Source organism: Chryseobacterium sp. KACC 21268 (genome assembly GCA_028736075.1).
In the GTDB taxonomy this organism is placed as follows: domain Bacteria; phylum Bacteroidota; class Bacteroidia; order Flavobacteriales; family Weeksellaceae; genus Epilithonimonas.
In genome coordinates, this window is the sequence record CP117875.1 from 1,971,891 (window position 1) to 1,986,248 (window position 14,358).

12 protein-coding genes and 1 tRNA gene are annotated in these 14,358 nt (G+C 37.9%); 4 read left to right on the plus strand and 9 right to left on the minus strand.

The window, feature by feature from the left end; genetic code table 11:
• Position 1: 1 nt before the first annotated feature.
• The 3 genes from PQ459_09195 to PQ459_09205 form a co-directional block, all read right to left on the minus strand.
• Positions 2–487 carry a hypothetical protein gene (locus PQ459_09195; GenBank protein ID WDF48637.1) on the minus strand — a complete coding sequence of 162 codons (486 nt, stop codon included), beginning with the start codon at positions 485–487 and terminating at the stop codon, positions 2–4.
• A gap of 125 nt (positions 488–612) precedes the next feature.
• Entirely contained in the window at positions 613–939 is a 327-nt protein-coding gene (locus PQ459_09200) for a LytTR family DNA-binding domain-containing protein (GenBank protein WDF48638.1), read from the minus strand.
• A 10-nt stretch (positions 940–949) separates the two neighbouring features.
• Complete coding sequence (locus PQ459_09205) at positions 950–1,675, minus strand: shikimate dehydrogenase (protein WDF48639.1); 726 nt, start codon at positions 1,673–1,675, stop codon at positions 950–952.
• Positions 1,676–1,802: 127 nt separating this feature from the next.
• Between PQ459_09205 and PQ459_09210 the strand changes: the two genes are divergently transcribed.
• The gene (locus PQ459_09210; protein ID WDF48640.1) at positions 1,803–2,636 is read left to right on the plus strand and encodes an aldo/keto reductase; all 834 of its coding nucleotides are present in this window, start codon (positions 1,803–1,805) and stop codon (positions 2,634–2,636) included.
• A gap of 66 nt (positions 2,637–2,702) precedes the next feature.
• Here the strand turns inward: PQ459_09210 and PQ459_09215 are convergent, their stop codons facing one another.
• From PQ459_09215 to PQ459_09225, 3 genes are read right to left on the minus strand one after another with little or no spacing between them, the layout of a single operon-like run.
• Positions 2,703–3,074 carry a response regulator transcription factor gene (locus PQ459_09215; GenBank protein ID WDF48641.1) on the minus strand — a complete coding sequence of 124 codons (372 nt, stop codon included), beginning with the start codon at positions 3,072–3,074 and terminating at the stop codon, positions 2,703–2,705.
• 24 nt (positions 3,075–3,098) lie between these two features.
• Positions 3,099–4,964 carry a PAS domain-containing protein gene (locus tag PQ459_09220; GenBank protein WDF48642.1) on the minus strand — a complete coding sequence of 622 codons (1,866 nt, stop codon included), beginning with the start codon at positions 4,962–4,964 and terminating at the stop codon, positions 3,099–3,101.
• 11 nt (positions 4,965–4,975) lie between these two features.
• The gene (locus tag PQ459_09225) at positions 4,976–6,616 is read right to left on the minus strand and encodes an amino acid permease (GenBank protein ID WDF48711.1); all 1,641 of its coding nucleotides are present in this window, start codon (positions 6,614–6,616) and stop codon (positions 4,976–4,978) included.
• A gap of 313 nt (positions 6,617–6,929) precedes the next feature.
• On the opposite strand from PQ459_09225, the gene PQ459_09230 reads away from it, so the two are divergent.
• The 3 genes from PQ459_09230 (at position 6,930) to PQ459_09240 (ending at position 11,972) form a co-directional block, all read left to right on the plus strand.
• Positions 6,930–9,902: a tetratricopeptide repeat protein gene (locus PQ459_09230; GenBank protein WDF48643.1), complete on the plus strand. Its 2,973-nt coding sequence runs from the start codon at positions 6,930–6,932 to the stop codon at positions 9,900–9,902.
• A gap of 136 nt (positions 9,903–10,038) precedes the next feature.
• On the plus strand, positions 10,039–11,832 hold the full coding sequence (locus PQ459_09235; GenBank protein ID WDF48644.1) for a TonB-dependent receptor: 1,794 nt from the start codon (positions 10,039–10,041) through the stop codon (positions 11,830–11,832).
• A 66-nt stretch (positions 11,833–11,898) separates the two neighbouring features.
• Positions 11,899–11,972, plus strand: a tRNA-Arg gene (locus PQ459_09240).
• 65 nt (positions 11,973–12,037) lie between these two features.
• On the opposite strand, the gene PQ459_09245 is transcribed toward PQ459_09240, so the two are convergent.
• From PQ459_09245 to PQ459_09255, 3 genes are read right to left on the minus strand one after another with little or no spacing between them, the layout of a single operon-like run.
• Positions 12,038–12,526 carry a hypothetical protein gene (locus PQ459_09245; protein ID WDF48645.1) on the minus strand — a complete coding sequence of 163 codons (489 nt, stop codon included), beginning with the start codon at positions 12,524–12,526 and terminating at the stop codon, positions 12,038–12,040.
• 18 nt (positions 12,527–12,544) lie between these two features.
• Positions 12,545–12,964, minus strand: a complete 420-nt coding sequence (locus tag PQ459_09250; GenBank protein WDF48646.1) for a Dabb family protein — start codon at positions 12,962–12,964, stop codon at positions 12,545–12,547.
• Between the two features lie 11 nt (positions 12,965–12,975).
• Positions 12,976–14,304, minus strand: a complete 1,329-nt coding sequence (locus PQ459_09255) for a hypothetical protein (GenBank protein WDF48647.1) — start codon at positions 14,302–14,304, stop codon at positions 12,976–12,978.
• Between the last annotated feature and the right edge of the window lie 54 nt (positions 14,305–14,358).

The window sequence follows — 14,358 nt, forward strand, 5'->3', positions numbered from 1 at the left end:
TCTAGTTTCTATCAAAAGTTTTTGGGATTTTATTGTGCTCCAATTCCTTGTCGAATATCCAAGAGAAAATGAACCATCTTTTGTTTTCATAAAAGAGTTGAATACTGTTGATTCCTCGTCTCATTACCGGACCATTTTGTTCTAAACGTGTTTCGTAAGTGCTCCAAACTTGCGCGATATTGCCAAAAATTCTAACTTCTCTATTGATTTCGTTTTCATAAAAAGCTGTCTCCATAGTCATATTGTCAGTTTCTTGGTGGAAATCTTTGACGGACATTACGACTTGTCTTGTCTCATTATTTTGTCTTTCTGTAAAGGAATAAATCGCTTTTGGGTGATGAAGAAATCTATCTCTTTCCCATTGTCTTTTTGCTCCCTTTTCTCCAGACACAACTTCGTAAGAAGCTTTGATAATGGCATCAATTGATACGACATCTTTCAGAAAAATGTTTTCCTTGGAAGCTTGTGATTTTGCTTGTAAACTCATAAAAATTAGAATTGTTAAAAATGAATATTTCATATTTTTTGAACAAAACTAATTTTTCAGTAAGGGATTTGGAAATTTATTATTTGCTTTGTCAGATATATTATTTGCTTGGTCAATTTTATGATTTACAATAATAATTTATCTATGCTTTCTAGCAGACAATATTTGTAACTTTTGGCCACCGCAATTTTGTTTTTACCTATGATAAGCTGATTATCTTCGAAATATTCTACATTTTTTAAATTAATGATATAAGAATTATGAACTCTCATAAACTCATCTGGAAGTTTATCTATCAATTCTTTTAATGATTTGTAATAAACGAATTTTCTGTCATCGGTCATAAAAATCTCAACGTAATTACCTAGACCTTTGATGATGGAAATTTGGTCGAAATTTAGTTTGACCAGCCTTTTGTCAGATTTTATAATAGTAAAATTATTTTCAATCATCTTGCTGAGGCTATTTATTCCAAACTTCCCACGCTTTTTCTGCCTGTTGCTCCAGCATATAAAAACCATTTAAAGTGGTTGCGCCTTTTTCCGCAGATCTTCTCAGGAAAGCTGTTTCTGACGGATTGTAGATCAAATCGATGACGTAATGTTTATCCGTGATCGCATCAAATGGAAAAGGAACTGCGTCTTCAATATTCGGGAAAGTGCCGACTGGCGTGGTTTGTACAATTACCAATGAATCTCTCACCAGATCTTCAGAAAGGTTTTCAAAATTGATCTCCGACTTTCTGGAAACTGTTTTGTGTTCAATGTTGTGCTTGTCTAGAATATATCTCACGGCCTTTGCAGCGCCGCCATCTCCGAGGATCAGGGCTTTTTTGTGGTGTTCTTTTTTATTGATGAGAAGCGTTTTCTCAAATCCGAAAGCGTCGGTGTTATATCCGATTTTTTTTCCATTTTGAAAGCTTACGCAATTCACTGCGCCAATCTGTGAAGCTTCGTCACTTAATTCATCAAGGAACGGAATAATGGCCTGTTTGTAAGGAATCGTGACATTCATCCCAACAAGATTTGGATTTTCTGTGACAGAATTTAAATGGTCAATTTCGGGAATATCAAAAAAGTTATAGCTGTAATCCTTCAAAAATAGTTTTCTGAATTTCTCTTCGAAGTATTTTTTTGAAAATGAGTAAGAAATATTCTTTCCTAGTAAACCGAATTCCTGTTTTTCCATAGGTCAAATTTATAAAATATCATTAGATTTTTCATCATTATTTTTTGATTCTTCCATCAGTTGAATTATTTTCAGAACCGATTTCGATGGCGTAATTTTGGCTTTTAAATTCAAAAATATTTTAAAAATGAAACAAGTCATTCTAAATAATGGGACCGACATCCCAGAAATTGGTTTTGGTACCTGGCAAACTACAGAGAGCGTTCAAAAAACTGTAAAGACCGCATTGGAAGCAGGCTACACGCATATTGATACGGCGGACATCTACGGAAATGAAGCGGAAATAGGAGAGGCGATCCAACAATCTGGGATTGATAGGAAAAATTTGTATCTGACGACCAAGATTTGGAACAGCAATAGAAGCGCAGCTGGTGTGAAAAACTCTGTAGAACAGTCTCTTAGAAAACTTAAGACAGATTATCTCGATCTCCTTTTGATTCATTGGCCTGCTAATGCGAAACAATTTGAAAATTGGAAAGAGATCAATGCAGAAACCTGGAAAGCGATGGAAGAATTGAATAGGTCTGGTGTTGTAAAAACAATTGGTGTAAGCAACTTTATGCTGCCACAACTAAAAGCTTTGTTGGAAACAGCGGAAGTGATTCCTGCAGTCAATCAGATCGAGTTTCATCCAGGATACACCCAAGACGAAACGGTGAACTATTCCAAAGAAAAGGGAATCGTGATAGAAGCCTGGAGTACAATTGGTTCCGGAAGACTATTGAAAGATGAGGATTTGAAAGATATTGCAGATAATTATGGCGTTTCGCCAGCAATCCTATGCATTCAGTTTTGTTTGCAATGTGGCACGGTGGTTTTGCCGAAATCTGAAAATCCCAAGAATATCAAAAATAATTTGCATTTCGAAAGATTCAAAATTTCAGAGACCGATATGAAAGCACTGAAAACCCTGGAAGAAACAGGTTTCTCTGGTTTGAATCCAGAAACTGTCGATTTTTAAAGTCAATAATACAATAAAGTAAAGCAGTTCGATAGTAATATCAAACTGCTTTTTTTTGTCTTTAAATTATCCAGCTTTTTCTGAATAATATCTAATTTTTTCTACAATTTCACCCAGGTCAAAAGGTTTTGGGATGAAATCTATCGCACCACTTTCTATTGCTGTGTCGCCCAATCCTCGGCTTGCAGACATAATGACCACAGGAATGTTTTTAAAATCCTGGTGTGCCTTTATCATTTTGCAGATGTCACGGCCATCTTCGCCAGAAAGCCACATATCCATTAGGATAACATCGGGTTTCGAAGAAGTTGAAAGTGCATTGAACATTTCCGAACCTCTTTCGTAATTGTCCACTTCATAACCTTCCATATTTAGCATCAATTTTACTGAATCCAAAATGGCTGGGCTATCATCTACAACATATATTTTTTTTGACATTTTCTTAGTTTTGTAATAATTTAATTAGGTTTGTTCATTTTTCGGAATCTCAAAACAAAAATCAGACCCTTTCCCTTCAACTGAATTTACAAAAATCCTGCCACCAGTTCTCTTGATAATCTCAGATGAGATATAAAGTCCAAGTCCTAGTCCGGGAAAGGTGTGCTCCTTGCTTCCGCTGACCCTGTAATATTGTTCGAAAACTCTATCTTTTTTATTTTCTGGAATACCGATTCCAAAATCCTTGACGGAGAAAAGAATGGTATTGTTGTTTGTTAATTTGCTTGTTATAAGTATTTTATCAGAATCAGGTGAATACTTCACAGCATTGCTGATCAGATTGCTGATGACCTGAGAAATGCGGTGCCTGTCACTGTAAACGGTTCCAACAGAGTTGTCAGATTCTACCTCGATCTTATGTCTGGTACTCATCTGTTGCTCTTCCACAACTTCAGTCACAAGTTCCTCAAAATCGAAATCAGAATTGTTTAGAAGAATCTTTCCATTTTGGATTTTCGTAACATCCAAAAGGTCGTTTATGAGATTATTGAGTTTGTTGATTTGTTCATCCATTTTCAAAGCGACCACGGCATTGTTTTCGTCTTCTCTTTTTCTGAGATTTTTTTCCAGAAATTGAGAGTAGAGTTTAAGGCTTGTCAGCGGCGTTTTTAGCTCGTGGCTGGCAATGCCGAGAAAATTGTCTTTCTGCTGCTGAAATTGTTTGAACTCGTCGATATCAGTGCAAGTTCCAATCCATTGCACGACTTCGCCATCCTGATCTTTGATTGGAATCGCTCTGCCAAGGAACCATCGGTACCCATTTTCCTTGGTTCTGTCCTTGAACTGGTACTCGATCTCATAACCTCTTTTGTTTTCTTTACTGATCTTCCAAAGTTCTGTAGCCTTTGGAATATCATCAGGATGAAGGATTTTCTGAGTTGCATTTTCTCGGGTATCGATGCCTGAAAAACCAGTGTAATCGTACCATTTTCTGTTGTAATAATCTATATTTCCATCTTTGTCAGCCGTCCAGATGATGATTGGGAGGCTGTCTGCAAGATTTCTGTATTTATCTTCGTTTTCCTGTAATTTTCTTTTCGTCAAGACAACATCTGTGACATCTACGGCAACATTGGCAATGGCGTAAACTTCTCCATTGTGATTTTTGAGTGGTTGATAAGAAAAATTGTAATAAAAAGTCTGTAATTTCCCATCCACCACAAGATCTGCGCGGTCCTCATTCGCTGCATAAGTCTCTCCAGATTCATACACCTTCTTTAAAAGTCCTAGAAAAGATTGTCCCACCAATTCCGGAATCCCTTGTTCTATTCTTTTTCCAATGATTGATTTGTCTTTTCCCCAGGTTTTAAGCATCTTATCATTCGCCATATCGATGATGAAATCTTCGCCTTTGTAAATAGCGATAGCGAAATCTGATTCTTTGATGAGATTGGCAAATTTGTATTCTGTTTCAGCAACTTTTCTTTCGGCCAGAACTTGATCGGTAGTTTCTGTTGCGACCACACTTACACCGATGATCTCCGATTCATCATCATTATAAATCGGTGCATAGATGAAGTCAAAGTAGCATTCCGTGGTTTCGCCATTTCTTACAATATAGGCGAGATGTTTATAGCCTTTGTAAGGCGTTCCCGTTTTTTTGACATCAGTTAAAATATCGATAAACGGCTGGTCCTTGATCTCTGGCAAAGCGTCTATCAATCTTTTACCAATGATCTCTGGCTGCTTTCCCCAAAGTTCCAAAATTTGAGGATTGGCTACTTGGATCACGAAATCGTCTCCCATCAACATTGATAAAGCAATGGGAGCCTGCGTTAATAAAAGAACAAGAGAATCTTGGGAAATATTACTCTTTAAAAAGTTTTTCATCGATTCAAAAACTAATTGTTTTTAAGTTTGTTTAGCTTGCTGTTTTTATAACCATACAGGAAATAAAACACCAATCCGATAACAAGCCAAATGCCAAACCACTTCCAGTTGGAAACCGCCATTCCGGTAAGAAGATAGCAGCAAGAGACCAGTCCTAGCAATGGAATCAAAGATAGATTTTTGACGAAGGCAAGCACGGACATCACAATACAAAGGATGAAAAACACGACCATCGAAATATTGGTTGCAAAGTGCTCCTCAGAAAATCTGAAGGTATCCGAGAAAAATGTAGGAAATAAATATTGGATCAACCCTGCAGAAACGATGACCAAAGCAGGAAAAATGAATTTTGAATTGATATAAGGAATTCTGAATTTTCCTTTTGTCGCACGTTCCGCCAATTCGGCTTCACTCTGTGGCGAAAGCATCAGAACACCGCCGCAGACCAAAACAAAAGCGAACAAAGTCCCAATACTCGTGAAATCTAAAACCAAGTTTTCATTTGTGAAAAATATAGGAAGTCCGACCACAAGTCCGGTTACAATGGTTGCAAACCCAGGCGTTTTGAATTTCGGGTGGATCTCTGCGAATTTTTTAGGCATCAGTCCATCTCTTGCCATCGTCATCCAGATTCTAGGTTGTCCTAATTGGAAAACTAGCATTACACTCGTCATCGCCACTACAGCCGCAATTGAGACAATGAAGAGCATCCATTTTACTCCCTTTAAAGCAAATATTTCTGCCAAAGGATCACTTACTCCAAGTAATTGGTAAGAAACCATTCCAGTTAAAACTAAAGCCAAAATGATATAGACAATGGTGCAAATGACCAAAGAATAGATCATCCCTTTTGGCAGATCGCGTTGTGGATTTTTGCTTTCTTCAGCCAAAGTTGAAACGGCGTCGAAACCTATGTAGGCAAAGAAAACAGCAGAAACGCCGCCCATCACGCCACCAAAACCATTCGGCATAAATGGCGTCCAGTTTTCAATATCAACATAAAAAGCTCCCACAACTATTACCAATGCAATGATTGCTAATTTGATGTAAACCATTGCATTGCTGAAGTTTCTTGATTCTTTTGCGCCTCTGTAAACCAAGTACGTGATCAAAACATTGATGATAACGGCTGGTAGATCGAAGATGATTCTTAGATTTCCAATCACTGGTGCATTTTTCCAGGCAGCAAGACCTTCAGCGCCTTTGTTCATTGTAAAAGCTTCTTTGGCAGACAGATAATTAATGGTCAACCATTCGGGAAGATGAATGTGAAAAGTTTCGAGCAAATTGGTAAAATAACCACTCCAGGAAAAGGCGATATAAATATTTCCGATGGAATATTCCATGATCAATGCCCAACCGATGATCCACGCAAAAATTTCTCCGAAAGAAACGTAAGCATAAGTGTAGGCACTTCCAGAAACGGGAACGCGCGATGCAAATTCTGCATAGCACATTGCGGTAAATCCACAAGCAATGGCGCAAATGATATATAAAATGACAACGCCAGGACCACCGGAAAAACACGCATTTCCAATGGCACTAAATGTTCCGCCACCAATAATCGCCGCAATCCCGAAGAATGTCAAATCCTTAACAGTAAGAACTTTATTAAGTGCAGAATGTTCGCCATCGCCGCCTTGGTTTAGAATCGCATTAGTAGATTTTCTTCTGAAAAGTGAGTTTATCAAAGCTTGAGATTTTTATGAAAGAAACAAATGTAATGAAAAATGATGATTTCGTTAAAAAATTGTTAAACGAAAGTTGTAATTCCTTCTAATTACGATGAAGTTTCTAATTATAAATGTAGGATTGAAATTGTAAAGATCTATCAATTAAAATTATAATATATTCCCAATTAATACCATCAAATAATATCTTTTCCCTATTTTCGTTGAAAAGGAATAAACTTTGTTGAAGCCGTTCTTCGACAAACTCAGAATGACATTAATTTTGAAAATCTATATGAATTCAAAAAAAATAATAATCGCTTCGACGTTATCTCTTTACGGGATTTCCGAGGCGCAACAATCTCAATATTTTACAAAGAACGAAGATTATCATTTCGGTTTGGCAGATAATCTCTATCAGACCAAGATCTACAACGCTTCGCAATACGAATATTCCAAACAATATTTCTACAACAAGAATCTCAGCAATTCCAGAAAGGAAGCTTCAGCATTTTTCAGTAATGTGATCGGCGTAATCCTTCAGCAACAATATGCGGAAGAGGGCTTGAACGCTTTTATGAAAGAATATCCAAATTCGGCATACTTTGCACAGGCCAATGGACCTTTGGCGGATTATTATCTGGCGAAAAAAGATTTTGAGAAAGCGTTGGAAACTTTGCAGAAGGTCAATCAATACCAATTGAGCAAGGAGGAAAACACGCAACATATTATGAAGTTGGGTTACGCCAAATTTATGACCGGCGACTCTGCCGGCGCGATCGAGGCTTTGGAAGAATCTTTCAAATCTGCGGACGAGACCAGCAAACCTGCAATTTCGTATATGCTCGGGCATTTGTATTACGCTGACAAACAGAATGATAATGCCTTCATTTATTTTGACCAGATTAAAAATAATGAGGAATATGCACATCTCGTGAAGCCTTATTATGTTCAGATGTACTACAATCAGAAGAATTATGATTTGGCAATTTCTGAGGGAAATGAACTTCTTAACAATGGAAAATCAACCAGTTACGATACGGAAATCCATAAGATAGTTGGTGAAAGTTATTTTATGAAAGGCGATTACCAATCGGCTTATCCGCACCTGAAATTGTTTTTGGATAAGGAACAAACACCTTCAGAATCTGACCTTTACGAGATGGGATTTGTTTCTGCTCAATTGAAGAAAAACGATGAAGCGGTTGGCTATTACAATCAATTGATCAACAGCAATTCTCCGTTGGCTCAAAACGCTTATTACCAATTGGGAAATGCGTATTTAGAAACCGGGAAAAAGCAGGAAGCTTTGTCGGCGTATCGTAATTCTTCACAAATGAATTATGACCCGAAAGTTCAACAGTTGGCTTTGGAACAATACGCGAAATTGAGTTACGAACTTGGAAATCCATTTGAAAATTCATCGAAAGTCATTCAAAGATATATTGATAAATATCCGAGTGGTGCAAAAACTCAGGAAATGAGATCGCTTTTGGTTAAATCCTATCTGTATTCCGGAGATTACAAAGCTACTTTGGATGCACTCGGAAAGCTCGACCAGAAAACGAACGAGACCAAGAAAATAGAGCAGGAGGTTTCCTATCTTTTGGGTTCTGAGGAATTCAACAAAGGGAATTTTGATGTGGCTGAAAAATATTTCAAACAAAGTCTTCAATCTAATTTAAATAAAGAATTTTACAAGAAAGCGCAATATTGGTTGGGTCAAACTTACTATCAAAAAGGTGATTACAAATCAGCGATTGCTACTTACACAAAACTTGAAAATGAAACGGCAGAGGGTTTCCCAGAGCGTGAGCAATTGGATTACGATCTAGGTTATGCTTATTTTAAGGCTAAGGATTTTGCGTCGGCGCAGGAATATTTTAAGGAATATCTGAGGTTCCCGAAACAGGAATTCAAGGCGGATGCAGAATTGCGTTTGGCGGATACTTATTATGCTAACAATCAGTTGAATGAAGCTTCAGAGATCTATAACAAAACCGAAAATGCCAGTGATTACACTTTGTATCAAAAATCTTTGGCTCTTGGTTTCAAAGGTGATACGGTTGCGAAAATTACGGAGCTGAAAACCTTGATCTCAAAATATCCAAACTCTGAATATGTTGATGATGCGAACTACGAAATCGGAACGGCCTATGCGCAGAATGATGATTTTAATAATTCAAATGCTTATTTCGATAAAGTTATCAAATCCAGTCCGGACAAAGATCTTGTAGCAAATTCCCAAATCTACCGAGCTCAGAATTACATCGACCAAGACCAAACGGACAAAGCGATTGCTGAGTTTCAGCTTTTGGCCAATCAATATAAAAATACAGCGTTTGCAGAGAAAATCGTTTTGGCTTCCAAACCTGCTTTTGTCAAAAAAGGCGACGTTGCTGGTTACGAACAATTTGCTAAAACTTTGAATGTGAAAGTTGACACTTCAGAGATCAATGAGATCAATTTCAGTCTGGCGCAGGAAAGTTTTGCTAAGAAAGATTATGCGAAAGCTGTTTCTTACTACGAGAAATATCTGGATCAAAGTCCAAGTGGTGACAATCTTTTCAAATCTCAATACGAATTGGGCGAAAGTTATTATCAGTTGAAACAAATTGACAAAGCGATGTTGCCGTTGCAGAATGTTGCGGATTTCCAGAATGATTATCAGCAAGATGCGCAAGTTCGATTGGCGCAGATCTACATTTCGCAAGACAAAATTTCGGATGCAAAAAAATATCTGGAACAAGTTGCCAACTCCACGAATGTGAATATCAAAAACTTCGCTTCGATTGAATTAATGAAAATCTACGCGGACGAAAAGAACTTTGCCGAAGCTGAGAAATTCGCTAATGCCGTGATCTCGAATTCTAAAAATTCTGCAGCGACATTGGAACAGGCGAAAGTCATCAAAGCGAGAAGTCTGATGCAACAATCGAAAGATAAAGAGGCGCAAACAGCTTACACAGCTTTGGAAAAATCCTCTAATACAGAAGTTGCGGCGGAAGCTCTTTACGCAAAAGCTTTCTATCAAAACAAAGGAAAGGCCTTCAAATCGTCCAACGAAACGATTTTCAAATTGGCAAATAATTACGCTTCGGAAGAGTATTGGGGCGCAAAAGCTTTGGTCATTATGGCGAAAAATTATTTGGCTTTGAAGGACAATTACCAAGCGAGTTACACTTTGGACGAGATCATCAATAATTACGGTGATTTCCCGGAAGTTGTGGCGGAAGCGAAGGAAGTGAAAGCACAGATTAAGAAGTAAAGATAAAGGTTATAAATTTTTAAATCAATTTTTACCCCGACCCTAAAGGGAGAATTGCTTTAAAAATTTCATCAAAATTACTCCCTTTAGGGTTGGGGAAATAATTTTGATGAAATTTTAAAAAATAGAAAAATAAATGAACAAACTGAAATATATCGCCGTTCTGGCATTTTTAGGAACTTTCGGAATTTCGGAAATCGGAGCTCAGATCAAAGAAGAGCAACTGATCCTAAACAGAAAACGTGAACCTGAAGTTAAGAAGATCGAGAAGAAGAAAACGTCTGTGATCCAGGAAAAAAATTATCCGCCGGAAAACAAAAAGAAGGAAGATTCTCTCAATCTGAAATACGATATCGTGAATGTTCCGCCGGTTTCTGACTTCAAAACGACCGAGATCCAGAGCGAAGATATTTCTCCAAAATTCAACAATGATTTTCAGTCCAACTATTTCAGATTGGGTTACGGAAATTATGGAAAATTCCTGGCAGATGCGAATATTTCTGGAAAAGTGCAGGAGAATGTAGAAGTAGGAGCGGACGTTCATTATTTGTCAACGACTGGACTGAAGAAAGATTACGATTGGGATTCCAAAAGCAGTCAAGCAAAGATTGGTGCTTATGCGAACATCTACGCGGAAAAAGGTAAGTACAATCTGGACACGAATTATGGTTTTAATAATTACAATTATTACGGAATTTACGCGTTTTCGCCAACAAATTCTGATCTGGATTTGCAGCAAAAAGTCAATAAATTCAGTGTGAATGCTTCGTACGACCATTATTCCAACGAGATTTTGAATAATGTAAAAGTGAGATCGTATTTCCTTAGTGATCACTTTAATGCGAAAGAAAGTTATGCTGATGTTGAACTGAATTTGTCAAAACACGATTTTGAAATTAGCAATGACATCACAGCAAACGCAGATTTGGGAATCGATTTAGAAACCGTTAATTCAAAATTCGAATTGCTGAATCAAAATAATTCCAATCAACTGAATTTCACTTTGTCTCCAAAAGTCACTTTCTACAAAGGCGAATCTTATTTGTTAATCGGGTCGGATTTTAGTTTTCTTAATTCAAAATTATCCGATTTTACGGGAGAAAATAAAGGGAGCAAATTTTACTGGTTTCCAAGAGCGGAAGTTTTGGTTGCGGCCGCAGATGAATTCAAATTCTATGGAGGAATCGATGGCGGTTTGAAGCTGAACACTTACGGAAATCTGTTGGAAGAAAATCCATTTTTGATCTCCGATTTGCTTTTGACGCCAACTGAAAATAAATACCATTTCTATTTTGGTCTGAAAGGTGACATCAACCAGATGTTCAAGTACGATGTGAACGCAGGATTCAGCAAAGTGAATAATGCGCAGTTTTTTGTCAGCAACCCATTATTGTATTTGCCCAATCCGAATCCACTGGGTGTAGATCTGAATCTCGGTAGAGATGGATACGATTTTGCCAATACATTCCGTTCGGTTTATAATAACGGGACATTGATGGAAATCAAAGGTGATTTGCAGGCATTTCCAATGGAAAATCTGACTGTTGATGCAGGTTTGCATTTTATGAAATATAAATTGGACAACTTGGAAGAAGTTTATTACAAGCCTTTGGTACAATTCAATCTCGGTGCAAAATACACAATGCTAGAAAAGAAATTAGCTTTAGGTTTCAAAGGTTATTTTGTAACGGACAGGACTGCAAACTCGTATTCTATTGTGACGACTTCTCCTGCATTTTCACAGCAAGAGAATATAAATGAGAAAGTTGGCGGCTATGCAGATTTAAATTTGTCGGCAGAGTACAAACTTCACAAAAATTTCAGTATTTTCGCACTCGGAAATAATCTTCTAGGCGCCAAATATCAGAATTACTTGGGCTACAAAGTTTTGGGAGCACAGGTTGTAGGAGGTGTCAAGATTACGTTCTAAACATAATTGATAGATGATAATCGAAGAATTATCATTCATCACTTATCGATTATCATTTATAAAAACGGCTTCGTAGTTCAACTGGATAGAATATCGGATTTCGGCTCCGAGGGTTGGGGGTTCGAATCCCTTCGAAGTCACAAATACAATTAAAGCCAAACAACGCCACTAGATTTCTAGTGGCGTTGTTTTGTAATTTAGATAATCAATCGTGATCTGTATTTGCGACAAAATAGTCATCAGCATTCTCCGCAATAGGAATGTAAAGTCGTTCCCAAGCTTTACTTCTCACCATATCCCAACTGTGGCCTTTCCCCTTCAAATCTTCTGCTAATAGCACAGTTCCCGGTTTGATGATGAAGGTAGAACCATCTGTCACCTTGAATCTGATATTTCCCTTCAAAGTGATTACGTACTGTCTTCTCGGAGCTGGATGCGCATTCTTTTCCCAATCTTCCGTCTTGTTGCTCATCCAGAAAGTGGTGGTGTTCAGATGTTTCAAAGTAGGAATTCTGCCTTTCTCGAAAGTACAAGAACCATCGGGATTGTTGATGAGCCTCACCGCTGGAATATATTCTTTCGATTCTTCCTTATTGACCTTGATGCTGAGGTTTTTGTTTTCTTTGTCCTGTGCTTTCATTACGAATGAGCTTAATGCCAATGCGAGGCATATTCCTTTGATGAATTTTTTCATTTTAAATATAATTCTTTATTAATTGTAAACAGTATCATAGACCAACATTTTTTCAAAAAATGGTTTGTATTTTTGAACTAAGGCCAGATGCTCTGGTAGTTTACCATAAGCTTCCAGTTCTTCCAAAGTCTCAAATTGCATTGCACAATTGTAACTGTAGGTGCTGTCCAAAACTGTTCTTGGGCTGGAGCCTGCCGGTTTTCCGTATTGAAGATTTTTTTGATAAGGAAGTTTTTTCAGACCTTCGAAGAAGTTTTCGAAGTCTTTTACTTCTGCAGTAGAAAGGTCTTTTCTAAGCCAGAAGAACAAATTGTGAGCGTACACTTTTTTTGGTTTTATAGGATTGATATTTGTTAAAACTGATGCGAACATCGTTCCTGATAAAAGTAGCAGGGCAGAAGCCTGTACAGACCGGAACAAGAATTTTCTTCTTTCCATTTTATTTATTTTTAATTAAAATCGATTCTATATTTAAGGACAAACTGCCATTGTCTGTCAGAAACAACACCTTTATTTAAAGCATCTCCAGTGAAAATTGGCCGGTTCTGTGCATCGAAGGTCAATCGGGAAGACATTCCATTCATTAGTAATGAGATTCCGGCGTCATAAACGATTGCGTTGTCTTGAAGGCCTTTCAAGTTTGATAATTGCATCCCTACCGCTGGCTGAAGTTGCAGGTTCTTTTTATCTTTATTAAAGTAGGGAAGCGTGCCACCAACTTGTACATAATACGTATTTCCAGTTCCGATGACAGGCATCGCATTTCCGGCACCATTGAGACTTGCCTGAGTAGCATTCACGGAAGTTGCCGGATTATTGGTTCCAACGTAGCGAACATAGTTTGGTCCATAATCATTGTACATCGCCATTCCATAGGCACTTATCGAGGTTCCTTTGTCTTTGTTGATTGGCGCATCATAGAACAAATCGACCGCGTAATTCTGCATATCATCAGTCTGAACATTGTTATCAAAGTCCTTGTGCCAAGTTGCATTATGAATGTAATCGAAACCCGCTCCCAAACTCAAAACGTTCTTTTTACCGCCATAAGTCCCGGAATTGAAAGGTGTCGTGATGTTTTCTTTATCCAAAAATGCGTAACGGAAATAACCTGAGAAATCCTTACCTGGCGAGTTTTTACTGAAGGTCGCAACATTCACTTTTGGTTCCGCGGTCGCCATTGTGTAGGGATCGGCGACCACCAATCGGTAATCGAATCTTCCTAATTGACCTTTCGCATATAGGCTTAATTCTCTCACGGTGTAATCTGTTGCGCCAGCATTTGAAGTGGCGTAAGCAGGCAAATCGTACAGCAAAGTATTCAAAGGTCCTGTCGTGAATCTTGAAAGTCCTCTCCAAGTGGAACGCCCGGCGCCGACCGCAATTTTATCATTAAAAGCATATTCCGCATAAGCATCCAAAAGGTCGATGTAATTGCTGGCTTTCGCATTCATATTCACATTGGTGGTTCCGGCCTGTAAAACGAACATTAGTTTTTCTGTAGGTTTGTAGGTCATTTTAACTCTTACTCTTCTAAGTGACAGATCGGAAACGTCAGATTTTGCCTGATCGTTGATAAGACTTCCAGGATTTAGTTGCGTATATCTCGCCCATAATTCCGCATAGCCACTGAAGGAAACATAGCGTGTATGTTCGTCGTTCAGATAATGGGTGAGTCCTGGATTATTAAAGTCATTTTTTTTCTGAGCCTCCATTTTAGCTGACATTCCCAATATGGTAAGTAGGGCCAGCCCGGCTTTAAAAGATTTTTTGTTCATAATATGGATTGTCCTTTTTTGTTGATTTCAACGGGACAAAATTACTTTCGGAAA